This is a genomic window from Caulobacter sp. S45 (genome assembly GCF_009765965.1).
GTDB lineage: Bacteria > Pseudomonadota > Alphaproteobacteria > Caulobacterales > Caulobacteraceae > CAHJWH01.
Genome location: NZ_LMUL01000014.1, coordinates 1,384,421 through 1,407,666, shown reverse-complemented (window position 1 = coordinate 1,407,666; position 23,246 = coordinate 1,384,421). Strand labels below are relative to the sequence as shown.

The following is a 23,246-nucleotide window of genomic DNA, read 5'->3' as shown; positions in this document are numbered from 1 at the left end:
CGAGATGGAAGGCGCATAAGATGGGCTTGCGGGGTCTTGGCTGCAATCGCCGATGGCGACGATCTCAGCTCTCGCTTGCGAGGGCCGCGAAGTCCACCACCCGCGGTTCGCGTCCCAGCGCCTTCAGGAAGGCCAGGAACCCGTCTCGCGACACCGCGGTGGTGGCGTCGTTGGACAGGGGGTGGAAGTTCACCGGATCGGTGCGCATCAGCGCGGCGTCGAGCACGAAGCGCACGCTGTGCTCCGGATCGTTGAGCAGGGCGAACGCCGTCACCGAGCCCGGCCGGACCCCCAGCGCCTCGTAGAGCCGCGTTTCGGACCCGAACGACAGTTTCGCCGACCCGATCACCGGGGCCGCGCGCTTCAGGTCGATGCGGGTGTCGCCCAGCGCGCTGATCAGCCAGAGCTGGCCCTTGGCGTCCTTCAGGAACAGGTTCTTGGTGTGGCCGCCGGGCAGCGCGGCCTTGATCTCGGCCCCGTCCTCGACCCGGAACACCGGCGGGTGCTCATGGGTGCGGTGGGCGATGCCGTGGGCGTCGAGGAAGGCGAAAAGCACTTGGCGGGTCGCGTGCGGCATGCGCGCCTGATAGCAGAATTTGACGCGCCGTCGCCGCTGCCGCTAGAGCGGCGACTGTACTCTATTCGTTTGGGGACCCGTATGGCCGACGACTTCGATCCCCAGCCCTTGGTGCTGACGGCCGACGCCCCCCACGGCGATCCGATCCAGATGGAGTGCTACGCCCTGACCGGCCGGCCTCCCGAGATCGTGCCGGGACGTCCGCAGCGGCCCTGGATGGACAAGTTCGTCGAACGCCATCCCTACCGCTGCCTGCCGTTGAGCATGGCCAACACCACGGGCTGGGAGATCCTCTGCCCGATGAGCTTTACCGCCGAGTGGAACGGCGGCAAGCTGATCGAGGACATCCGCCTCACCCCCGACCGGCCGCACCCCGACTTCCACGAGTTCGCCAAGTCGCATTTCACCGAGGGCGTGCTGACCTTCCACACCGGCTATCTGTTCCGCACCTCCCAGGGTTGGGACATGCAGTGCGGCGGCGCGCCCAACCACGTCAAGGACGGCATCCAGCCCCTCGTCGGCGTGGTGGAGACCGACTGGCTGCCGTTTCCCTTCACCATGAACTGGATCTTCACCCGCCCCGGGCGCGTGCGGTTCGAGAAGGGCGAGCCGTTCTGCTTCATCAGCCTGGTCCCGCACCGGGCGCTGGAGCACGTCCAGCCGGTGCGCCGCTCGCTGGCCTCGGACTCCGAACTGCGCGACCAATACGAGGCTTGGATGCGGGAGCGGAACACCTTCAACGCCAAGCTGGGCCGTCGCGACCCGGAGGCGATGCGCGAGGCGTGGCAGCGCTACTACTTCAAGGGCGAGGCGCCGGAGAACGCCCCGCCCTCGGCGCCGGTCGACCACATCAACAAGCGCCGCCTGAAAACCCCGAAGCTCGGGCGCTGAACCTGCGCGAAAGGCCGCTTGCAAAGCGTCGGCGTCTTTGCTTTAAGACGCGCCTCGCGGCGGCCTGCCGGTTGCGAGACGCCAGAGCGGGCGTAGCTCAGTGGTAGAGCACAACCTTGCCAAGGTTGGGGTCGAGAGTTCGAATCTCTTCGCCCGCTCCAATTTTCCTAAATAGAATCAGCTAATCTTGAAAAGATCAGTCGCCGGCCCGCCCGGTGGCGGGGATTGGACGACCGATTTCGCCGTATGACGGCGTTGGGGCGGATCACAGCCGGGCAGAGGATGGCGATGGCGGGCCTGAAGGATAAGCGCGGTTTCATCGACAAGGATCGCCTCGACCTCTCCGAGCGTCAGGCCGTCGAGTACTGGATGAAGCGCTGGGGCGTGACCCGCGATCAGCTCACCGCCGCGCATCGCAAGGCCGGCCGGATGGTCAAGGACATCGCCACCGAGCTGGGCAAGAAGCGCTGATTCGCCGGTGGACCAACCGCCTGTTCCAGGACCCTGATCCCGGCGCGGACGGAATTTAGTGGTGGATGACCGCCAGGACGGCGTAGCCGATCGCGACCCAGCCGAGCACGGAGACGCTGACGGCGAAGGCGACGGTCTGGAGGCCGCTCCAGCGACGCTCGATCTTGCGGACCTTGCTCACCCGCTGCGCACGCGGGCTCGCGAGGCGAATGGCGGGGAAGTCGTTTGGGCTGATGGAAACCATGTCGCATGCCTCCCTGGCGCGCCCGCTGTCCCGCCGAAGCAGTCGCAAGCTCTTTATCTATGAGTGCTAAATTCCGCCCATAAATAGAAGGTTGCAAGGGGATAAAACGCTCACGCAACGTTGATTGGACGAGGCGCGTTTGGCTTCAGAGTCGGCAGGCGCGCCCTGCAAGAGCTGGGCCAAATGCGCGCAAAATATGGTGAAGATGATCCGGTCATGGCTATCCACGGCGAAGCCGCAAAAGGTGATGGGAAGGTGCCCTGTCACCGGCGAAGAGATCGCCACCCGGGCCATGCTCACCGAGCGGCAATTCGCCCTGTTCAAGGATGAATTGGTGGTGTGGTGCTCGCATTGTCGCGATGCGCACAGCATGAAGCCGGAAGCGCTCACGCTGCCTGTCCCGCACTGAGTCGATGGCCCAGAGGCCCTCCATAGGGCCTTGGATCACAAACCTGCCTCTAAGCCGCCCTCTGCGTCTGATCCTGGGCCGCCAAGCCCAGCAGCGGCTCGAAGATATGGCGCGCGAGGTGTCGTACGACGGGAACGACCACCCCGTCGCCGGTCAGATGATAGGCTTCGCTGTAGGTCTTCGGCAGGACATAGCTATCGTCCAGGCCCATCAGGCGGGCGGTTTCGCGCGAGGAGATCAGCCGCGAGCGCACCTTGGGCCCGTCGACCACCAGGATGGTCTGGCGGCTCGAACCGCCGGCGGGCGTGCGCAGGCATCCCGCCACATCGTCGAACCGGACCTCGGCGCGCTGGAGCTTGGCGCCGCTCCCGTCGTGTCGGGTGCGTCTGTAGACGCCGCCGACCATTCGACGCCCGGCGCGCTTGGCGGCCTCGACCTTGGCGAGGTTGAGCGGCGACATCAGCGCCAGGAGCCGCTCGGTCTCCGACGGCGTGCTCCAGGCGACGTGGGTCGGCGTTTCCTCGATCTCGTCGGCGAAGGTGCGCACGCGATGTTCCGGCGTCGGCAGGTTCCACCATACCAGGCCAGATCTGGCGGCTTCAGGCACGGCCTCCACCGCCCTGCACAGGCTGCGGGTGTGGAAGGGCGCGATCGGACCGGGGGAAAGCAGGGCGGGATCGATCTCCACGTCCTCGCGGACGCCGATTACGAACAGGCGCGGACGGGACTGTGGCACGAACAACTCGGCGTTGACGACCAAGGCGCCGTAGCGATAGCCGGCGTCGGCGAAGGTCCGGCAGATCGCCTGGAAGTCCCGGCCGCGGCGGGAGGTCAGGGTCCCGCAGACGTTTTCCAGGGCGACGATCCTGGGCGCGCGGCCATCCCTGCCCAGGGCCCCGACCACATCCCAGAACGGGTAGAAGGTCCCCGAACGCTCACCGTTCAGCCCGGCGCCGACGCCCGCCAGCGAGAGGTCCTGGCAGGGGAACGAGCCCCAGACGAGGTCGGCGACCCCGGGCAGGTCCTCCAGCACGACGTCGCGCACATCGCCCACCTTCAGTGCCGCTGCGCCGAAGTTGGCCTGGTAGGCGAGGCCCTTGCGGAAATCGAAGTCGTTGGCGAACAGGCAGGTCCACCCGTCGCCCAGCCCGGTCCGGGCCATGCCGCCGCCGGCGAAGAACTCGTAGAAGGTGGCTGGGGGGCGGCCCGTCGAGAGCCTCGAATCGGTGGGCATGGACACACCGTGGCGGATCGGGCCGCAGATGAAAAGCCGTGGCCGGACCTTGTGCGTGCGTTCCCATATCCAGGCGCTGGCCTAGAAGGGTGGCCATGGTTGAGATCACCCCCGCGCCCAAGCCCGCGCCAATCTTCGACGACGTCTTCCAGGCCCGGCTTTCCGAGCTGTTCCAGTGGCGTCGGGATGTGCGCCGGTTTCGCGCAGATCCCGTCCCGGCGGCCGTGTTCGATCGATTGATCGCGGCGGCTCGCCTGGCGCCCTCGGTTGGGCTCAGCCAGTCCTGGCGTTTCGTCATCGTCGACGATCCGGCCCGGCGGGCGGCCGTGTGCGCGAATTTCGAGGCCTGCAACGCCCAGGCGCTCGCAGGACAGGCCGCCGAACGCGAGGGACTCTATGCGCGTCTGAAGCTCGCGGGCCTGGACCAGGCGCCCCGTCACTTCGCCGTCTTCTCGGAGCCCGATCCGGTTCAGGGTCACGGGCTGGGGCGCAGGACCATGCCACAGACCACCGCCTATTCGGCGGTGATGGCGGTGCACACGCTGTGGCTGGCGGCGCGGGCCGAAGGCCTGGGCCTGGGTTGGGTGTCGATCCTGGATGCGGCCGAGGTCGCGAGCGCGCTGGACGTGCCGTCGCCTTGGACCCTGATCGGCTATTTCTGTCTGGGCTATCCGGAGTCCGAAAGCGATACGCCCGAGTTGGAGCGCCTTGGGTGGGAGCGGCGACGCTCGACGGAGGACGACATCATCCAGCGTTGAGGCGCTCCGCCGCCAGCACGGCGGCCAGCCCTTCGCGGTAGGTCGGATACATCGGCCGCCAGCCGAGCGCGGCCTTGGCCTTGGCGTTGGAGACCCGCTTGGTCTCGCTCCAGAACCGCCTGGCCATGGGCGACAGCGTGGCGGGGTCGTATGGCTCCTCGGGTGGCGGTTGGACGCCCAGCAGGCCGGCGGCGTAGGCCGTGACGTCGCTGGCCGCCGCGGGAAGGTCGTCGCACAGGTTGTAGACGCCCGCGCAGTCGGGGCGCCCGACGGCCGCCGTCAGGGCTAAGGCCAGATCGTCCACGTGAATGCGCGAGAAGACGTGCCCAGGCTTGATCAGGCGGCGCGCGTCGCCAGCCCGCACCCGGTCCAGCGGCGATCGGCCAGGTCCATAGATGCCGGGGAGGCGGAAGGTCGCCAGGTGGGCGCCGGAGCGCTTGGCCAGCTCGGCCCATTCCAGCTCGGCCCCAACGCGCCGCTCGGCCTCCGGCGAGACGGGGCGCAGTTCGCTGTCCTCGAACACCCACCCGCCGTCGCGGTCGCCATAGACCCCGGTGGTGGACAGATAGCCGATCCAAGGCGGTGCGCGGCCGTTGCGGTCGAGCAGCGGCGCCAGGGTGCGAAGGCCGGGGCATCCTTCCGCGTCCGGCGGAGCGGCGATCAGCAGGGCGTCGGTTTCCGCGAGCGCGCGGGGCAGGTCTTGCGTGTCGGTCGGGTCCAAGGCGACGACGTCCTGGTCGGCCATGGCGCGCCGTCGCTCGGGATCGCGCGAGACGCCCGCGATACGCCAGCCGTCAGGTCTCAGCCGGGCCAGTGCCTGCCCGGTGAAGCCGAAGCCGAAGACGAGCAGCTTCACGCCCGCGATCTATTCCGCCGCGTGGACGGCCAGCGGTCCGATGGCGGCGGCGCGCTCGGCGTTCCAGGCCGAGACACAGGGGATCTTGGAGACGTCCACCCGCTCGCTGAAAGCGCGGGCATTCTCGGCGATCTCGTTCAGCAGGCCGTCCGCCAGCGTGATGGGCGACAGGCCGAGCGCCAGGAAACGGTCGTTGCAGACCTTGAGCTCGTTCGCCTCCGCCTCCTGGCGGGGGTTGGGCAGGTAGGCGATCTTGGCCCCGGTGAGGCGCGAGACCATCTGGGCCAGCTCCAGCACCCGTCGGGTCTCGGTCATCTGGTTCAGGATCGCCACCCGGTCGCCCCGCTGGGGCGGGTTGTGCAGCGCCAACTCGATGCAGCGCACGGTGTCCTGGATGTTGATGAAGGCGCGGGTCTGGCCGCCGGTGCCATGCACCGTCAGCGGATGACCCAGCGCCGCCTGGATCAGGAAGCGGTTGAGCACCGTGCCGTAGTCGCCGTCGTAGTCGAAGCGGTTGACCAGGCGCAGGTCCAGGCGGGTCTCGGCGGTCTGGGCGCCCCAGACGATGCCCTGGTGCAGGTCGGTGATCCGCAGCTTGTCGTTCTTGACGTAGAACTGGAACAGCAGCTGATCCTGGGTCTTGGTCATGTGGTAGATCGACCCCGGATCGGACGGGTAAAGGATCTCGCGCTGTGCCGACCCGGTCGGGGTGTCCAGCGTCACCTGCAGATAGCCCTCCGGGATCGGCGCGCCGGCGGTGCCGTAGCCATAGACCCCCATGGTGCCCAGGTGGGCTAGGTGGATGTCGCGCCGGCTCTCCACGATCGCGGCCAGCACGTCGTGGGTGGCGTTGATGTTGTTGTTGACGGTGTAGCGCTTGTGATGCGCCGACTTCATCGAATAGGGCGCGGCGCGCTGCTCGGCGAAATGGATCACCGCATCCGGCGCCCAGGTGTCGAACAGCTCGACCAGTTCATCGAAGTCGCGGCCGAGCGTCAGGTCGACGTGGTCTATGCGCCGTCCCGAGACCTCTTCCCAGGCCGCCAGCCGCTGGGGCAGGGGCGGGATGGGGGTGAGGGACTGGACGCCCAGTTCTTGGTCGATGCCGCGTCGGGACAGGTTGTCGACGATGGCGACGTCATGTCCGCGTGCGGACAGGTGCAGCGCTGTCGGCCAGCCGCAGAACCCGTCGCCGCCCAGCACCAGTACGCGCATCAGCTTTTCCCAACGCAGCCTTCAGCTAGGCTATCTGTGAGGGATCGCCGGGGGGGGCGTCAACCAGTCCTGAGCGGAAGGGTTAAAGCGTTTCGCCGGAAGGCCGCGCGCGCCTACGCGAACAGCGGCGCAAGCGCCCGGCGGGCGGCTTCGCCCAGGTCGGGGCGCTTCAGGGCCAGGGCGACGTTGGCGCGCAGCCAGCCGATCTTGTCGCCGCAGTCGTAGGTCGTCCCCTCGTACTCCAGGGCGTAGAAGGGCTGCTCGCCCATCAGCTTGGCCATGGCGTCGGTGAGTTGGATCTCGCCTCCCGCGCCGCGCTCCACCGTCTCCAGCACCTTGAAGATTTCCGGCTGCAGCACGTAGCGGCCGGAGATGAACAGGTTGGAGGGCTCGGTGCCGGGCGCGGGCTTCTCGACCATGCCGGTCATGCGGTTCAGCCGGCCGTCCTGGCCGTCCAGCGCCACGATGCCGTACTTGTGCGCCTCGCCGGGCGGGCAGGGCTCGACCAGGATGATGTTGCCGCCGTCGGTCTGTTCGAAGGCCTTGATCGCCTGGGCGGTGGCGCCGGGTTCGGCGTCCATGATCATGTCGGGCAGCAACACCGCGAAGGGCTCGTCGCCGATGATGTCGCGGGCGCACCAGACCGCGTGGCCCAGGCCGTGCGGCGCCATCTGGCGGACGTAGGAGATCTCGCCGGCCTTGGGCAGGTCGGCCAGCAGTTCGTCCAGGATGGCGGTCTTGTTCTTGGCGCGAAGGGTCTCTTCCAGCTCCACGTGATGGTCGAAATAGTCCTCCATCGCGCCCTTGCCGCGCCCGGTGACCAGGACGAAGTGCTCGATCCCGGCGGCGCGGGCCTCGGACATCACGTGGTGGATCAGCGGGCGGTCGACCACCGTCAGCATCTCCTTGGCGACGGTCTTGGCGGCGGGCAGCATGCGTGTGCCCAGTCCGGCCACAGGCAAGACGGCTTTGCGGACGCGTTGCATCAAGTCTCCGGGACTAAGGCTCGACGAAAGGATGTGAACGGCTACTCAACGGTCACCGACTTGGCGAGGTTGCGCGGCTGATCGACGTCCGCGCCCTTATAGACGCCAACGTGATAGGCAAGAAGCTGGATCGCTGGCGCAAACACCAGCGACGCGATCAGCGGATCGCAGGTCGGCGCGATCAGCACCTTGGCGCCCGGCTGGGCGTGGCGGGCGGGCGTGGAATGCTTCCGCCGTCGAGGTAGGTCGCAGAGCAAGGCAGGCGTTCTCGTCCGGCCGAGGGCCGCCGGCGGCGGATCCGCCCATTACTTTTCCCTGAGATGCTCGTAGGCGGCGAAAATGATCTGCATGAGCGCTTCGCGGGCTCCTTTGGACAATTTGGGGTCGTCGCACAAGCACATGGCGATTTGCACCAAGGGCTCGTCGCCGCTTCCCTGCCGGTTGCTTCTCGGGAAAAAATCATCTGCGCTCAGGTCTGACCAGGCCAGAAGCGCAGCCAGGCTATCAACGTCAGGTCGTTTTTCCTGACTCAGTCGCGAAAATGTCGGCGCACTCACGCCCGATTGGTCCGCCACCTGCCTCCAGTTCAGGTGCCGTGCGGCGCGGGCGCCGTCCAACGCGGCATAAAATCGGATAGCGTCGAACTCGGCTCGTATCATCTGCGCGCTCCGACAAATCCAAATCGCGAGGTGCGACGTTGCCCGCGGAGATTGTCTGGGGATGGGAGTCGCCCAGACCTTCTCTGGCGGTCGTATGGAAGAGAGACGACTGAAGCGGCCGCCTTCCCGCTGCACCGAACCGCTTTTCCATCCGAACAGCGACGCGGATTCTTGTGTTTTTAAGCGATCACCAAACCGGATGTCGACCCGTCCGGGCGCGATACAAACGCGCCATGCGAAGGTCGCGCCGCTCATCGTCCGTAACGACTTTAGGGCTGCTGCCGAAATCGCGCTGCACGGGAGAGGCGTTTCAGCCTACCCGCGTGGTCAGGCGTTAGCCGCAGAATCCATACCGACAGGGCTCCACGAGCGTTCGGGTTCGTCGCGACCCCCGTCCTCTCTTCAGCGTATGTTCGGCCAGGACGACAGCGCGAAAAGATGCGCCTAGACCCAGGCCGATACGAACCACCGTGCCGTCCGCGAATGCCGAAACGCGCGATCATCGGTTTCGATTGACGCGCCGTCTGGAGCGCCATAAAAAATGCGGGTCGCGAAAGGTTTAGTCACCGGTCGCGGCCCGCGCAAGTCGCGGTGAGCACGGGTCTTCCGCTCTGTCGGGCGGCCCACAAAATAAAACAGCCCTAGTGCGCCGGCGGGAGTTGCTGCCCGCCGGCCGGCAAATATGTGGGACGTGCTTGCCGTGTTCGCGCGTGACTAACCACCCGACGCCAGCGGATCATCGGGTGAATGCGCTCAATGTTTTTTCGATGTCGCGTTCGCCCGCGGCGAGGATGGCGCGTACCCAATTGGAGGACGCAATCTGAAGAAGCTGTCAGGGCATGGCTCGACTGCGGCGAACGTTCGCGCATTTCCAACGATTTTCGTCACCTAAAAAACTCTCCTTTAGTCGTAAGGACATAGCTGGTGATTTCCGCAAGAGAGAAGTCTGCGCATTACGAGGCGCTTCAAAAAGAACCCACCATAGCGCATCTAAATTCTTACAACAGACATCAGTGTTTATTGCATTTGCCGTTTGATTTTTCCACGCGGCCAATCGACGAGAAAGAGGAAATTCTCGCGTGGATCCAGAGAAACATTCTTGCGGGCGTAACGGATTACAGAATCTATCACAATGAAAGGATGCGTCGACCATTTGGGTTAATTTTAGATACTGCAACGATCAAAGAGCAAATTGAGTTTCGCTCCGACCCGAGTATCAATCGGAAATTTATTTCGGGTCGACATTATGCAAGTGACATTCTCTCCAACGAAGTTACCGAGTTCATATCATTTAAAACCAATACTATTACACCTTACGGATATGTCCGCGGAAGTCGGTGGGGCGCTGCGACCGCGAAGATGAATTTTCGAAATCTCGGCATTCTATTCGGCGCCCTCGCAGCTTCGCCGGAAGGTGAAATTAAAGGATTAGGAATCTCGTCAGAGTTATTGTGCATGGGATTGCTGGTATTTCCCGCTATATGGAATTGGTATGTCCATTGGCAGGAAGCGCGCCGCGGGTTCTTCACCGCCTCCGAAGAGCATATGATGCGAGAGGCGGCGGGATTGTGTTCTGTACCGGGCGGCTGGCTTTACCAAGTGCCGAGCGTCGCGGAAAACATGAAGCCAATCCCAGGCCTCGTAAGCCAGGCAGATATTCAAGACGCAAAGTCAGATTGGCCTGCGGCCTGCGACAAGCTTGCTAGATACGCATTATTGAGGGCGAAAGAAATCAATCGAATCGCTCGGATACATCGAGATCCATTTGAGGCGATATTGCCAATATTATTGGCTGACCGCCCCGTGGCTGAGTATAAGAAGATAAGTGATGAAATCGTATCGTATATGGATGACCCATTTCTTGACGAGATGTCATACGCGAAGTTAGTGCGCTCTCTATTGATCATACGCCTAGGGTTGCATCTTGGATTCCGGCAGAAAAATTTGCGCCAACTTCTCTTGTGCGAGCCGGGTGAGCGGCCCACTCCGGAGCGCCGCCTCGCTGAACTCGGTCGAGGCGAGCTGCGATGGAACAAGGGCGATCATACTTGGGAGGTATTTGTTCCAACAAGCGCGTTTAAAAACTCACGCTCAACGTTTTTCGGAGGACAGCCATATCGAGTCACACTCCCCGATGTGAGCAATTTGTATCTATACATGGACATTTACGTGAAATCGGCAAGGAGCGTGATAATGAATCATAGGCCGTCCGCAGCCGAATTCTTTATCACCGCCAATCAGTTCAACACCGCTGCATCGGCTTATGGTATGGCCAATTTCTACCAGGCGTGGCGACGTATCGTGCAGCGTTTCGGGATTTTCAATCCATACACGCAGCGAGGCGCGATCGAAGGCCTCCTCCCGCACGGTCCACATAGCGTGCGGGATGTCCTTGCGACGCATGTATTGAAAGAAACAGGCTCATTCGAGCAAGCCGGGTTTGCGATCCAGGACACTCCGGGAATGATCGCAAAGCATTACGGTCGGTTCTTGGCCGGCGAAAAGGCCGCAATGGTGGCCAAAATTCTAAATCGAGTCTGGATGGAGCAACCGGGTTAGTTGAACGCGGATGGAAATCCCCCCCTCATCTAACCCGCAACGCGGTGAAAGGCCGCCACCGCGGGGCTGCCGATCGCGTTGAAGTGACCGGTGAAGCCAAGCGCGCCCGTTTTCGGATCGACGCCAAAGACGGTGAGGTTGTCGCTGCGCTGATTGCAGCAGATCAGGAATCGGCCGCTGGGATCTAGGGTGAAGCTGCGCGGGTAATCGCCCTGGATCCAGGTCTCGCTCTCAAGTCGCATGCGGCCCGACCGACCAAGCGCGATGGTTCGGACGCTATTGCGCAAACGGTTGCCGGCGAACAAGAAGCGACCGTCAAGCGACAGCGTCAACTCAGAGGCGAGGTTGCTGCCCGCAAAGCCGTCCGGGGCGGTGGGCATCATCTGCTCCAAGGTTAGGGCGCCGTTCGAGGGGTCGAAGGCGTACCCGCAAACCACGCCGTCATGTTCTTGCAGGTCGTATAGGCGCCGCCCATTGGGATGAAAAACGAAATGGCGTGGCGCGGATCCCGGCAAGGTTGAGATAAATGGTGTCGCCGCAGGGGTAAGCCGCCCGCTTTCTGTGTCGATCCGCCAGACATAGATTCGGTCGGAGCCCGCGTCAGCGGCGATAGCAAACCGACCGGTTGGGTCAGCGGCGATCATATGCATGTGCGGCGCGCTATGATCGCTCAGCGCCAGATTGGCCGCTTCCTGAGCGGCCGGAGGGGGCGGCGGCGCGGGTCTGGCGGCCGCTATCACCTCAACTGGGCCGCCCAGAGCGCCGTCCGAGTCTATGCTCAACACGGCGACGCCGCCGCCGGTGTAGTTGGCGATCAGCAGGAAACGTCCGGAAGGGTGTAGGGCGGCGTAGACCGGCCCACTTGCGCCGGCGCTCACCGCATTGATCCTTGAGAGACTTCCATTTTGCGGACTGATTGCGAATGCGGTGACGAGACCATGTTCGATCTCGCTCAGAGCGAACAGCAGGTTGCGCTGCGGGTCGAGTGTGATCCAGGAGGGGTTAGCTAATGGGGCCGCAAGGCCAAGCGGCGCGAGAACGCCAAGGCGATTATCGAAGCTGTATTTGAAGACGCCGTGACCATTAGGCGTATAGCTGCCGACGTAGGCTATTATGGACTTTCTCTCTGCTCGAACGGGATGGACCGCCACAGCGCCAAGCGCCAAACCGCTGGTCAGCAGCACACGTCTATCCAGGCCTTTGGTCATCATCACTCCATGGGGTAGGAGAGGCACGGGTCTCCTCGTTCAGCAATCCTTCTGCGGCCACGAGACCGAGGCTTCCTCGGGGCATCACCTCGTGAATGCCGCGAGATATCTACAAAGCAGATTTATCACCGGATGGAGGCGAGATGGCGACGTTCTCGTGCGATCGCGATCCTGCCCGCCACGATTCCGTCTTCGGCCCTGACCGGTTAAGCTTCCACGGCGAAGGTTTATTAAGGCCACAAGCGCGCCAGATTCGCTTAGCCGGTTCGGGCGCGGATGAAGCAGGCTCCGCGTCGTGGCGCCAGCTAACCGGTCGAGCGTAAGCGAGGCTTGAAGATCGCCGAGACAGCGCCCCAAAGGGTGTCGGCAACTGCCGCTGGATGAGGGGATTGGGCATGCAGCTTGACGGTGGCAAGGCTCCGTCACGGTTCCGCTTCGGAATGTTTTGGCGCGCCCATATCGTGGTCGACACGGGCGGGGATATGGACATATCAAGCCGCGTGGGAACGGATTTTCGACTGTCGGGCGTGCTCCATATGCTTCTGCACATGGCGGAGGCGGATGGTCCGATCACGTCTGAGGACATGGCGAAGGCGAGTGGGAGCAATCCGGCCGTCGTGAGGCGCGCCTTAGCAGGCCTTAGACGCGTTGGCATCGTCCGTTCGAAATCGGGGTATGGCGGCGGCTGAATCATCGTCGCTAGTCCCGCCGCCGTAACGCTTCATGATGTCTACGCAGCGCTGGGATCGCGCGAGCCTTTCGCGATGGGTAATCGTAATGACGCGCCAACCTGTCGGCCAGAGCAGGCGGTGAATACCGCGCTAGACACCGCGTTCCGAGAGGCCGAGGCGTTCCTTCTGACGAGGCTGGCTGCTGTAACGCTCGCGGACCTCCTCCTCGATGTTGACCGTCTTCATGCGAGACAGGCGGGTAGGCCGTCGACCCGTCGGGAGAATCCGGTATGAGCGCAAACGCACGCCCACAGGGCCCAATCTTGGGACAGTTACATCCCACGGCAGCCATCTATGTACTCCCAATCGGTCCGTGCGCCCCCCGGCGATGATTGTCTATGGCTGCGTGATCCTCGACCCTGTCATCAGAGTCCCCGTCATCGGGCCGGCGAAGCGGATCGGAGACGCCTCCTATCAAGCGACGTTGAAGATGGCGCGGCATGCCCCACTCGCTGGACACCAGCGCGGTGGCGGGCTTCGCTTTCCCCCTCGTTGAGCGGCCAATGACAAAATGGCTGCGCACGCCAACGTTTTTGGAAGTTACCCGTTGTGAAGCTTGCGGTTTAATTGGAGTTCATGGGTCGCCACGACGACGCGACGCTCAGCGATAACGCCACCCCAGTCGCTTAAAGAGATGCAGCAGCTTGACCGCGCGGCGCCGTTTTGAAGCCAACGTTTTCCCGATCTCGCGCTCAGTCGGATCGCGATGCTCGAGCCAGATATGAGGTTTGCTCGGCGCGTGGATGGTTTTGCACGATCTGCAGAAATAGACGATCTGACCGCTGAAGCGAGCAAACTGACGGGGCGACATCTGCGCCCGCGTGATCACAACCTGGTCCGTCTCGGGGCACGTCGTGCATATTCGGGGCATAAGGGGTCCTCTCTGGACCCAGGAAGCAATCTCTATGCCAGGTTGTGGTCGTCGAGCGTCAGGCGATCCGCGCGGCTTTGATCATCGCAAGCGTGATTAGAATCCACAGGGCGAGCGATACCGGCATCGCCCAGGCCAAGGCCTTCAACATCATTTCCTCCTGAACTCTGCGGCTCTCGAATCGCATCTTCACATATGGGGTGTTCGGAAAAATGACTGACCTGCTACAGGCCTCAACGCGCTTTCGCACCCCCTCCGTGGCGTCGTTTGTGACGCCGTGCGCCACGTTCGCCTCCTCCCTAGTGCTGCTCGTAACGGGGATTGGAGTGGTGATCTTGCGCCTTCCCGTTTCCATCTGCCCGTGACTGCTACAGATCATCGTGGACGTGCCAATTGCGAAATGCGGAACGCTGGGCAGACGCACTCCCGGTCCGTTCTATCGCCGTCGGGGGCGTCGAGGGACCTCCGCCAGCGGCTTGACTGCCGTGCAGCCTCCGGGCGAGCGGGCTAGACGTCCCCGCGCCGGCAGAGAGGCGAAGAGCTTCTTTTGCTGGGCGACGCCGTGGTCTGAGGGAAGTCGCCCGGCGCGTGGCGAGGGGGGACGCTGAGTACGCCGGGCCTCCCCGCTGGCGGCACGGCGTGGGGGCACGCGGCGTCGGCATCAAGGCGCTCCATCAACCGCAGCGGACGGCACTGTCCAACCAAACGACCTGGGACCACTGTTCACGGATTTTTAGGGCGGATGGGACAGAACTGCGGAGGCCGCCGGCCCCGCCTCTCTTGTTCTGCAACGGAATGCGATGACGGCTGCCTCTGAACAGGAAGCAAGCGGAGGCAAAGCTAGGCTCGGAACTTTTGCGCTGACAATGCCGTATTTACCTATTGTCCGCCAGGTGACACGGCTAAGCGTTAGACTAGCTCAATGGCCACGCATTCACTTCCTGAACGATCATCCGAGTGCTCGTCAGGCTAGGGTCGGGAGGACCGGGCCAGCCGCCGCCGACGTCTAGATTGATAAGCATATACATTGGCACAGTGAAGTCTTTCGGCGTTGCGACGGCTTGACCGACAAGCTGACGATCAACGTAAAAGCCGATATACGCAGAATTCCAAAGGACGCCATATCGGTGAAGGCCGCCGAAGCCGTTGGAACAGGTAGCCGGAGTCCATTGCTCGGTCGCGCCGCCGTTGAGGGAGGGATCGTGTACGGTCCAAGAGTATTGGCTTGTGCCGATTGTTTCCGGAAAATCAATCTCACCATTGCCAGACGTCGGCAGCATCCAGATAGCGGGCCAAGTGCCCTTTGTGCAGGTCGGCAGATCGGCATAGACCTCGAAATAGCCGTAGAGTTGGCTGAAGCTGAAACGCGTGGTCAGCAGCCCCGAACGCCAAGTACGATTAAATGGTTGCGCCCTTTCGGCAGCGTTGATCACCACCCCGTTCGACCCTTGCCCGAACGGCGACGAGCCTGCGTCGTCGCCATCGTAGCCAAACCAGGTGGTGCTACTATCTGAGCTGCTAGTGGCGTCGGGGGGCGTTGTACCCGCCCAGCCTTTCAGGATCGTTCGCCATGTGTGCGAAGGCGACGGATTGGTGGCGGTTTGGTCCGGCCCCTCGCTTAGGGGCGTCGTTGTGAAATCCTGCTTGAACGATTGCGTTCCAAGCGTTGTCGGATCGATCGTAGCCGGTGGGTTTGCAGACTGTGCAGAGGCGGTCGAAGCGAAAACAGCGAATCCCACCGCAAGCGTTGACAGGAATTTCATGTCTCAGATCACCAGGTTTGGGTTTGAAGACACAGGCGTGAGGATTAATATTCCATCTCATTCCGAAAGTTACTGCAAAAATCATAGCAACGAATCGCCACTAGGGACGCTTAACACACGGTGGCCAATCAGAGTTTGATCGATGGGTCCATGCGGAAAGCCACCTTCCATTATCGAGTCCACGTAATTAATACGTCGTGGGATGTCAATGGCGAGGTAAGCTTCAAAATCGATAACGTCGCATCGATCACAGGTATTAATATAGACGTGTTCGGACGATATCGCGCTCATGGGCGCGCGCTCACTTGGATGCACTGTCGACCAGAGTGAAGTCGAGGTCCTTAGCTACAAAAATTAGGATCGACGAACCCCGCGGTACCTTGATGGTCGGGGAGATGTTCTGGGGTTGGAGGGGAGAGGCGGGCGAGGCCAGTTCGCTGGTGTTGGTCGTGGTCGGCCCCACCACCACCTCAGTGGCGCCCTGGCCAGCGGCGGCGGTTACTCCCGCGCTCAATACCGAAGTCAAGATCGCCCCGCTGAACCGTTCGAAGAAGTGGCGATCCACGCTTCCCGCGAACCCGGCCCGGCCCAGGTCGTCGGTCCCCGGCGAGCCGATCTGGATCGAGGCGCCGTCGGGCCTCAGGATACGGGTCCAGATCACGAAGGCGCGCGAGGCGCCCAGCGCCAGGCCGCTCTTGTACTGACCGATCACCCGGCTGCCGCGCGGCACCAGCACGGTCGAGCCGTCGAAGCTCCTGACGTCGCGACTGACCACGGCGCGGGTGAAGCCCGGCAGGTTGGAGTCCAGCGCCGTCTCCAGCACCGCCGGGATCACCGCGCCCTGGGCGATCACGGTGCCGCGATCGCGCAGCAGGGTGGCGCGGGCGCGTTCGGGCTCCTCATCGGTGGAGATGCGGGCGGCGAACTGTTCTTCAGCGGTAAGGGTGGACTTACCTTTCGCCGCCAGCGCCGCCTTGGCGGGCTGGTCGCTTCCACCGAGGTCGACCACCAAGCTCGGTATCCATCGCCAGCCCAAGTCAGTTTGGGTTGGTAGTGGGACGCCCTTTCGCGGCGCTGCCGGATGCGATGCGGGCGCCAACGAAATCGCAGGTGGGAGGACGGGCGCGGTCGGCGCGTTACGAGCAGCGGCTTCAATAGCGTCAAGGTCGCCAGGCAGGGGCTGAGATGTGATCACCGGTGCGTAGGCGTCGCCTGCCGCAATCCCTCGCACCTCTTTCAACGCCCCGATCCGATGGTTTGCCATCCACATGAACATCGCCAATCCCGCAACGATGGAGACCCCGATTGTCAGTCTTAGCGCGCCCGCGCCAAGGCCGCTTTGCGTGCCTTTGGGCCGCTGGTGTTGCAGCGACAGGTCGTCGTCTACGCCTCGGGGATCGGAGTTGCGGGGATCGGGCATGTCCGGGCGGAAGGCGGTCATGATTGCTTCCGGTCGCGGGCGGCGGCCTCGGTGGTCTTGGCGTCGGCGGAGTGAGGCGCGTCGATACCCGGCGTCGATCCGCGCCAGGCGGTGGTGATCACTGCAGTCACCACCGCGCCGTCGCGAGAGACGAAGCGCGGCGCGGTCTGCTCGATCGCCTGATAGCCGTTGCGCATGCTGTAGCTGACCAGGCTTTGGGTCCCGTTCGGGGCGATCATGAAGGCTATGTGAGAACGCGGTTGGCGGCTATCGCGGCGGGCGTCCGAGACCCTAATTCGCTCTGGCGCGATGTTCTGCTTCCCCACGATGTGTGGCGGCCAGACGAGCAAATCAGGCAAGTGCTGAAAGGACGAAATGACTTCGCATCCTGCTTCGCTCAAGTGTGTGCGTTCTCCTCAGCAGCAGCTTGCTGGCCGCCTCCACGATTTGGCCGAGACCGACCGGGACGAAATGGCCGTTGGCGCGGGGCCACTCCCCGCCGCTACGTCCAGGGCTTCTCGCCGGAGGTGCGCGACATCTTCGAGCGGTTCGAGTTCGCCGGCCAGATCGATCGGCTCGCCAAGGCCAAGCTGCTCTATCAGGTGGCCGAAAAGTTCGCCAACATCGACCTGCACCCCGACCGGGTGCCCAACAGCCAGATGGGCCTCGTTTTCGAGGAGCTAATCCGCAAGTTCGCCGAGGCGTCGAACGAGACGGCGGGCGACCACTTCACCCCGCGGGACGTGATCCGGCTGATGGTCGACCTGCTGTTCATCGAGGACCATGACATTCTGTCCAAGCCGGGCGTGGTGCGCAGCATCTACGACCCCACCGCCGGCACGGGCGGCATGCTGTCGGTGGCCGAGGAGCACCTTAAAGGAGTCAATCCGGCTGCCCAGCTCACCATGTCGGGCCAGGAGCTGAACCCGGACTCGTACGCCATCTGCAAGGCGGACATGCTTATCAAGGGCCAGGACGTCACCAACATCGCCTTCGGTAACACCCTGTCCGAGGATGGGCATGCCGGGCGCACTTTCGACTACATGCTGGGATTGAGCTGGCCGGCGAGTTCTGAAGGAAGGTTCGCGGACGGGTACAGGCGCGCCGGGTGGGAGGGGCCCGGCTCAGGGTTTCGACCGGCGAGCGGACCCTGGGATGGGCTTGTCAGGGTCGTAACTGGCTGTCGGTCTAGGGCCGCGACGCGGACGTTGTCGGTTGCGGCGAATGTCCCATCTCCGGGACAATGCTGATGTCCGGTATGGGCGCAGTCTCGCCGGTGGCCCACTTCCGAGCTTAGCGGCCAGAAGCGGCCGTGTTGATCGGCAGGGCAGGGTGGGCATTCGAACGGGTGGATGGCCCCGTGAGCCCTGGGGCGCAGTGCTGCTTATCGCGCGCGACAAGGCCGCCGCCGCGACACTTGGCGGCTCAAGCGGAGGTTGCCTCCTGAGGCGGAGTTGGGCGATGTCCTGCCTTAGGGTCACCGCAATTCATTGCGGCGCGGAGCCATGGATGGAGGCGATCCTGTCGCAGCTCGACGACGTTTACGTATTCGAGCGCATCGTCACCTTGGGGAGCATCTCGGCGGCGGCGCGCGAGCTGCGGGTGTCGCCCAGCGCGATCAGCCGGCGGCTGCAGGCCCTGGAGAACAGGCTGGGGGTGCGCTTGGTCACCCGCACCAGCCGCATCCTGCGCACCACCGAGGCCGGGGACCGCTTCCACCGCCGCTGTCGCACCCTGCTGGAGGCCCTGCGCGAAGCCGAGAACGAGGTCACGGAACAGGCCACCACTGTCGAGGGCCGCATCCGCCTCTCCGCTCCCATGTCGTTCGGCCGGCGCAAGCTGGCGCCGCTCGTCTCGGCCTTCCGCCGGCTCCATCCCAGGGTCGAACTCGACCTCAGCCTCAGCGACGTCACCGACAGCCTCTCGCGCGACGAGTTCGACCTGGCGCTGGTTATCGGGGAGCCTCGCGGCGCGGAGTGGGTGACCCGGCGGCTGGTGGCTGCGGTGCGCCGGGTGGTGGCGTCGCCCGGCTACCTGCTGGACCACGGCGCCCCGGCCACGCCGGGCGAGCTGGCGAACCGCCCGTGCCTTGTGCTGATGCGTGACGGCCAACCGCTGGACCAGTGGCGCTTCACCGTCGACGGCCGTGATCAGATCGTCGAGGTCAGCGGCGCGCTGCGCTGCAACAACGGCGAGGTGATCAACGAGTGGGCCGAGGCCGGCCTCGGTCTAGCCTACAAGTCAAGCTGGGACGTGGACCCGGAGATCGCGGCGGGCCGGCTCGTCGAGGTCCTGGGCGACTTCCGCGCCGAGACGGCGGACCTGTTCGTCCTCTTCCCCGACCGGCACAACCTGCCTCAGCGCACCCGCGTCTTCCTCGACTTCATGCTCGAGCAGCTCCGCTTGCGGGAGGCGTGAGCAGCCAAGGCCGCGCCACCATCTTTGACGTAGACGCAAAGACGCTTTGTGGTGGAGGCCCTGCACAGACGTCTTCGGCAAGGATATGTTGCAGCGCACCAGAGGCGAATAAATTCGCCCTACCTCCATCTAAAAGATCGAAGATCATGCGCAGCTTCCTGAAGACGATTGTCGGCGCCATTGTCCTGTGCGCGACCCTCATGGCTGCGGCGCCGGATGTGGCCAACGCCTAGAAAGCATCGACCACGGCCCCCGCCGGCAGGAGCCCGATGAGAGGCGTCTTCGATTGAGCCAGAGGCTCATCGAGGGCGGTCCTTGGCCGGGCCGGTGTGAATTGAGCTACGGGCGTTGGTTGGGCGCTGGGCTTATCTCAGCCCTGCCGTAGGGCTTCCTCAGGCGGCCATCGCGAGCGAAGTCACGCATCATCTCGAAGTAGCCCGGTGAATAGCGGGTCGAGATGCGCTCTTCGCCCTTCATCTCGTAGTCGGTCATGCCGTGCTCGGCGCCCGGCTCGATGGCGAGGGTGAAGGGCCGTGATTGCGCGATCAGGCTCTTGATGCGCCGGCTGGTCTCTGCGCTCGGCGCCTCCAGATCGTCCGAGCCCAGGATCCAGAGCTCAGGCGTCGACGCCGCACACAACGTCGGCATGGGGTCATAGTGGAAAGGCGTGCCCCAGATGAACTGCTTGCCTTTCTCCCTCAGCTCGGCGGCCGTATAGGGCAGTAGGGCCCAGGTGTAATTGCCGTGCAGATCCTTGTACCAGGGCGCGTTGCGATACTTGGCCCGCACTTCGTCGAAGCGATCGAACCCCTGGGTGAAGGCCGAGGCGATCACCTCTTCCGCAGCGGCGGCCACCTCTTGAGCCTTGGCGATCTCCTCTGGCGTATGGCCTTTCAGCGCCATTTCAAGCGCCACCTCTTCCTGATCCTCCTCGATGACGGAGACGGCCAGGCCGAAGCTTACGATGACGAAGTCGACCGGCGCGCGTGCAGCGGCTATCGGCGCGACCCAACCCCCCTGGCTTCCGCCCTGATAGCCGATGCGCCCCGCACGCCGCCCAGCGAGGCGGCGGGCCTCGTGCATGGCGGCGACCGCGTCGTCGGCCAGGAGGTTAAAGTCCTGGGTGTATTGGCCGCCCGAGCCCCCAACGCCGCGCTTGTCATAGACGAAGGCGCCCACGCCTTCGGCCGGCAGCATCCTTTGCAGGAAATAGAACTGTCGCGCGGAATCATGTTCGGCCCCATGCACCAGGATCACGATAGGGACCCGGCCGCGTCCTTGCGGCAGCACCAGTCGGCCTGACAACCTCGTGCCATGGGACTCGAAACTCGTCTCTGTGGCTTCAAGCGGTATGCGCCTGCCATCCACGCCCGCGAAACGAAGGCGGCCGTCGACGCAGTTGGACAAGGTGATGCTCTTTCCGTCAGGCCGTTGTGTCCAGCCGTAGGTGCTGGACCAGCTTCCGTTCGCCAGGTGCGCCAAGGCGCCCGTCTCGCCGTCGAACATGCGCCAGCGCAGGGTCTGCCCCTCGGACGGCGCGATATCGACAAGACGTCCGTCGCTTAGGCGATAAGCGCCGACATGACAGTCGTCGGCCGCGAAGGCGGCCGTGGGGAGGACCGTCATAAGCGCGGTAAGCAAGAGGGTCCGAAGGCGGTCTATGGCGCTCAACCTTGCTTTGCCCGGTCGACGCGATCGGTTCGACGGATCGATCCGAATGGTCATCGCTCCCGAGCCGTCTTCATCGACTATAGCCGCCTTGCACCCTCAGACGCCGGCCGCCATCTCGTGGTCGCCGGTCATGGCCAGCTGCAGGGTCTGGCGCTGGCCCTCGCCAAGCTTCGCCACAGCCTCCTCACGCACCGCGGCGCGGCAGGCGGCCCGGGTCCGGCCAGCGCCGCAGAGCTGGTTGGCGGCGGCATCCACCCGGCGCTGGAATCGGGCGGCGCCGGCGGGGCTGGACAGGTCGAGATCGGCGACCTTCACGACTTGAACCTCGGCGGCATGGGCCACCGAACCGATCGCCGCCAGGGGAACCGCAGCCATAGCGATGAAGCCTACGGAGGTCAGGATGTTGATGAACTTGGTCATGGTCTTGTTCCACTTTTGAATGTTGTTCGCGTCGCCGCGGTGACTTGTGTTTAGTGTTTGCGTGGAGCTGAGCCCAGTTAAGCCTCTGTCATGACCTCGATTTAATGAAATGAAGCGGCGGTAATGATCCGAATTCGCCGTTGACGCCGTCCGAAGTGGAAAGACTCGCAACGCCGTGGGGGGCGCTGCTCTCGCCCTGTCGTCAGGTCCACAAGTCCGCTCTGTCCTGGCGGAATTGGGCAAGGGCGAGCCCGCTGCTGCACCAGCTCGCCACCCTGATGAGGCCGCGTGACGCCGGCCCGGCGCCTGGAGCTGTACTGCGCGGCCACCGGCGACCGATCGGCCTATGGCCCAGTGGAGGGGCGGTCGCGCCCGGAATTGGCTGGCGTGACCATGCCCAGGGGAAAGCAAGCTGCTGCGCCTGTCAGCCGAGCGCTTGCGCAGAAACGTTCATTCATCTGGAGTCTGACGATCTCTCCGGTTGTTGAAACGCTCTGCCATTCGACCAACTGCCCGAGCGGCTGGACGTAAAGCAGGACCAATCACGATCAAGATTACCATCAATAATAGCGGATGATCTCGAATAAGATTTTCAATCACGCTGACGGTTTTCCAAAATGGTTCTGTTTGCCGTTAGCGGGAGCATCTTGGCTTTCCGTGTAGCCGGCCGTCGTCAGCGATCTGCCTGAACATCAATGCGTCTCCATGCGACCTATCCGAACCATCTGCCAATGCTCTGCATGCGTGTGAACCAACGTGGCGGCGGGGCAGGCGTTTCGGACATGAGCACATCCTAGCTGGTCTGAGACCGGCGCTCCAAGGGTGAACGTGGCGGCGGAGTGAGCGGCGCGGCAACCGATGTAGGTGAAACACTGCGCGCCGAAGGCCCATAACGGTGGGGGGAGCGTGGGTCTGAGATGGGACGACCCCATGTGAGGCAGCAGTGACGAGGAAACGGCGTCTCGATGGCGAAGACAGGCTGCGCCGCGTTGATTCCGGCGCTCGGACTCACCACCATTGCGCACGCTGCAACCATTGTTGCGGATCCGCAGCTCGATCTAGACACATGCAGGCGTCCGGCAAAAACATCGGCCTGAGACAGTCGGGCTTTCCGCGAGTACATCGGCCCGGCCGCCAATCTGAGGATATCCCGTGAGCGATGCGCGCGTCATAGCCCTTTTCTCCTATGGGACCTTGCAACTGGAGAGCGTGCAGGTTGCCTCGTTCGGCCGCCGGCTCGGCGGTGAGCCCGATGCGATGGTGAAGTTTCGCATGGAGATGATCGAGATCACTGATCCGAACGTCCTCGCCGTCAGCGGTATGCGCTTCCATCCAATCGTGCTCCCGTCTGATGACCCTGCCGACGTGGTCAAAGGCACAGTGTTTCGCATCACTCCCGAAGAGTTGGATGCTGCCGATCGCTATGAGGTGGTCGACTACACGCGCGTCTACCTGCGCTTGCGGTCTGGCCTCGACGCCTGGGTCTATATTCGGCATAAGCAGCCGAGCGATTGACGCGAACCACGCTTAGGGGATGCGCCACAGCCCGTTCTCGACTTGGCGATCTGCGCGCTCAGCGTCCCTGCAGGTAAGACCGCGCGTCAGCGAGTTACCGAGTTTTCAGAATGAAGCCGGCGTCCTGGGCGAGGACGTCCGAGCTGTCGTCTCCCGGCCGGCGCAAGCGGAAGAGCAGCGGTTTCCAGAGCTGGTGGAGCACTGCGTTGCAGCCAAAGGCTACGGCCACCCGCCAACGCGTCTCCAGCGTCGACGCCGGAGACGCCAAGAGGCCCACCGCCCACCCAAGCGCTCCAAATTTGGGACGGCGATGGAACCGGTCGCCTCATAGCAACTTGCTAGCGATGACAGAGCAAGAGCCTTGTCCAAG

General features: G+C 63.7%; 22 protein-coding genes, 1 tRNA gene and 3 pseudogenes. 10 read left to right on the top strand and 16 right to left on the bottom strand.

What is annotated here, in order from left to right; all coding sequences use genetic code 11:
• Positions 1-64: 64 nt before the first annotated feature.
• Positions 65-577 (bottom strand): prolyl-tRNA synthetase associated domain-containing protein, encoded by a 513-nt coding sequence (locus GSQ87_RS13535; protein WP_158915923.1) that lies wholly within the window; start codon positions 575-577, stop codon positions 65-67.
• Positions 578-721: 144 nt separating this feature from the next.
• Between GSQ87_RS13535 and GSQ87_RS13530 the strand changes: the two genes are divergently transcribed.
• The 3 genes from GSQ87_RS13530 (at position 722) to GSQ87_RS13520 (ending at position 1,939) form a co-directional block, all read left to right on the top strand.
• A complete protein-coding gene (locus tag GSQ87_RS13530; protein ID WP_158917667.1) occupies positions 722-1,468 on the top strand; it encodes a DUF6065 family protein in 747 nt (248 codons plus the stop codon).
• A gap of 86 nt (positions 1,469-1,554) precedes the next feature.
• Positions 1,555-1,629, top strand: a tRNA-Gly gene (locus GSQ87_RS13525).
• 127 nt (positions 1,630-1,756) lie between these two features.
• Entirely contained in the window at positions 1,757-1,939 is a 183-nt protein-coding gene (locus GSQ87_RS13520; protein ID WP_158915922.1) for a DUF3606 domain-containing protein, read from the top strand.
• A gap of 55 nt (positions 1,940-1,994) precedes the next feature.
• Here GSQ87_RS13520 and GSQ87_RS13515 read toward each other — a convergent pair whose 3' ends face one another.
• Positions 1,995-2,183, bottom strand: coding sequence for a hypothetical protein (locus GSQ87_RS13515; protein ID WP_158915921.1), 189 nt, complete (start codon positions 2,181-2,183; stop codon positions 1,995-1,997).
• Positions 2,184-2,379: 196 nt separating this feature from the next.
• Between GSQ87_RS13515 and GSQ87_RS13510 the strand changes: the two genes are divergently transcribed.
• Positions 2,380-2,592: a hypothetical protein gene (locus tag GSQ87_RS13510; protein WP_158915920.1), complete on the top strand. Its 213-nt coding sequence runs from the start codon at positions 2,380-2,382 to the stop codon at positions 2,590-2,592.
• Between the two features lie 49 nt (positions 2,593-2,641).
• Here the strand turns inward: GSQ87_RS13510 and GSQ87_RS13505 are convergent, their stop codons facing one another.
• Positions 2,642-3,826, bottom strand: a complete 1,185-nt coding sequence (locus tag GSQ87_RS13505; protein WP_158915919.1) for a DNA cytosine methyltransferase — start codon at positions 3,824-3,826, stop codon at positions 2,642-2,644.
• 95 nt (positions 3,827-3,921) lie between these two features.
• Here GSQ87_RS13505 and bluB point away from each other — a divergent pair, with 95 nt between their 5' ends.
• Positions 3,922-4,584: a 5,6-dimethylbenzimidazole synthase gene (gene bluB / locus GSQ87_RS13500; RefSeq protein WP_158915918.1), complete on the top strand. Its 663-nt coding sequence runs from the start codon at positions 3,922-3,924 to the stop codon at positions 4,582-4,584.
• Here the strand turns inward: bluB and GSQ87_RS13495 are convergent.
• The 5 genes and pseudogenes from GSQ87_RS13495 to GSQ87_RS22535 all read right to left on the bottom strand — a co-directional run bounded on the left by GSQ87_RS13495 (position 4,571) and on the right by GSQ87_RS22535 (position 8,555).
• Positions 4,571-5,440, bottom strand: coding sequence for an SDR family oxidoreductase (locus GSQ87_RS13495; RefSeq protein ID WP_158915917.1), 870 nt, complete (start codon positions 5,438-5,440; stop codon positions 4,571-4,573). The genes bluB and GSQ87_RS13495 overlap by 14 nt on opposite strands.
• Positions 5,441-5,449: 9 nt before the next feature.
• Positions 5,450-6,655 carry an NAD-dependent epimerase/dehydratase family protein gene (locus GSQ87_RS13490; RefSeq protein ID WP_158915916.1) on the bottom strand — a complete coding sequence of 402 codons (1,206 nt, stop codon included), beginning with the start codon at positions 6,653-6,655 and terminating at the stop codon, positions 5,450-5,452.
• 113 nt (positions 6,656-6,768) lie between these two features.
• A complete protein-coding gene (locus tag GSQ87_RS13485) occupies positions 6,769-7,641 on the bottom strand; it encodes a UTP--glucose-1-phosphate uridylyltransferase (protein ID WP_158915915.1) in 873 nt (290 codons plus the stop codon).
• A gap of 41 nt (positions 7,642-7,682) precedes the next feature.
• Positions 7,683-7,853: pseudogene (locus GSQ87_RS13480) on the bottom strand (hypothetical protein); the annotation flags it as partial.
• 93 nt (positions 7,854-7,946) lie between these two features.
• Positions 7,947-8,555: a helix-turn-helix domain-containing protein gene (locus GSQ87_RS22535; RefSeq protein ID WP_216839308.1), complete on the bottom strand. Its 609-nt coding sequence runs from the start codon at positions 8,553-8,555 to the stop codon at positions 7,947-7,949.
• Between the two features lie 669 nt (positions 8,556-9,224).
• On the opposite strand from GSQ87_RS22535, the gene GSQ87_RS22785 reads away from it, so the two are divergent.
• Entirely contained in the window at positions 9,225-10,859 is a 1,635-nt protein-coding gene (locus tag GSQ87_RS22785) for a hypothetical protein (RefSeq protein WP_158915913.1), read from the top strand.
• A 29-nt stretch (positions 10,860-10,888) separates the two neighbouring features.
• Here the strand turns inward: GSQ87_RS22785 and GSQ87_RS13465 are convergent, their stop codons facing one another.
• Positions 10,889-12,067 carry a lactonase family protein gene (locus GSQ87_RS13465; protein WP_158915912.1) on the bottom strand — a complete coding sequence of 393 codons (1,179 nt, stop codon included), beginning with the start codon at positions 12,065-12,067 and terminating at the stop codon, positions 10,889-10,891.
• A gap of 380 nt (positions 12,068-12,447) precedes the next feature.
• Between GSQ87_RS13465 and GSQ87_RS13460 the strand changes: the two are divergent.
• Positions 12,448-13,032: pseudogene (locus GSQ87_RS13460) on the top strand (Rrf2 family transcriptional regulator).
• Positions 13,033-13,399: 367 nt separating this feature from the next.
• On the opposite strand, the gene GSQ87_RS13455 reads toward GSQ87_RS13460, so the two are convergent.
• The 5 genes from GSQ87_RS13455 to GSQ87_RS13435 form a co-directional block, all read right to left on the bottom strand.
• On the bottom strand, positions 13,400-13,627 hold the full coding sequence (locus GSQ87_RS13455; RefSeq protein ID WP_158915911.1) for a hypothetical protein: 228 nt from the start codon (positions 13,625-13,627) through the stop codon (positions 13,400-13,402).
• 100 nt (positions 13,628-13,727) lie between these two features.
• A complete protein-coding gene (locus tag GSQ87_RS13450; RefSeq protein ID WP_158915910.1) occupies positions 13,728-13,955 on the bottom strand; it encodes a hypothetical protein in 228 nt (75 codons plus the stop codon).
• A 628-nt stretch (positions 13,956-14,583) separates the two neighbouring features.
• Positions 14,584-15,432: a family 16 glycosylhydrolase gene (locus GSQ87_RS13445; protein WP_158915909.1), complete on the bottom strand. Its 849-nt coding sequence runs from the start codon at positions 15,430-15,432 to the stop codon at positions 14,584-14,586.
• A gap of 301 nt (positions 15,433-15,733) precedes the next feature.
• A complete protein-coding gene (locus GSQ87_RS13440; RefSeq protein ID WP_254063148.1) occupies positions 15,734-16,441 on the bottom strand; it encodes a TrbI/VirB10 family protein in 708 nt (235 codons plus the stop codon).
• Positions 16,442-16,869: 428 nt separating this feature from the next.
• A complete protein-coding gene (locus GSQ87_RS13435; protein ID WP_158915907.1) occupies positions 16,870-17,091 on the bottom strand; it encodes a hypothetical protein in 222 nt (73 codons plus the stop codon).
• A gap of 264 nt (positions 17,092-17,355) precedes the next feature.
• Here GSQ87_RS13435 and GSQ87_RS22780 point away from each other — a divergent pair.
• Positions 17,356-17,908: pseudogene (locus GSQ87_RS22780) on the top strand (class I SAM-dependent DNA methyltransferase); the annotation flags it as partial.
• A 453-nt stretch (positions 17,909-18,361) separates the two neighbouring features.
• A complete protein-coding gene (locus tag GSQ87_RS13425) occupies positions 18,362-19,270 on the top strand; it encodes a LysR family transcriptional regulator (protein ID WP_158915906.1) in 909 nt (302 codons plus the stop codon).
• 339 nt (positions 19,271-19,609) lie between these two features.
• Here the strand turns inward: GSQ87_RS13425 and GSQ87_RS13420 are convergent, their stop codons facing one another.
• Positions 19,610-20,896 (bottom strand): S9 family peptidase, encoded by a 1,287-nt coding sequence (locus GSQ87_RS13420; RefSeq protein ID WP_158915905.1) that lies wholly within the window; start codon positions 20,894-20,896, stop codon positions 19,610-19,612.
• A gap of 141 nt (positions 20,897-21,037) precedes the next feature.
• Positions 21,038-21,361 (bottom strand): UrcA family protein, encoded by a 324-nt coding sequence (locus GSQ87_RS13415; protein WP_158915904.1) that lies wholly within the window; start codon positions 21,359-21,361, stop codon positions 21,038-21,040.
• 1,152 nt (positions 21,362-22,513) lie between these two features.
• Here GSQ87_RS13415 and GSQ87_RS13410 point away from each other — a divergent pair.
• Positions 22,514-22,876: a gamma-glutamylcyclotransferase family protein gene (locus GSQ87_RS13410; RefSeq protein WP_158915903.1), complete on the top strand. Its 363-nt coding sequence runs from the start codon at positions 22,514-22,516 to the stop codon at positions 22,874-22,876.
• Positions 22,877-23,246 lie beyond the last annotated feature (370 nt).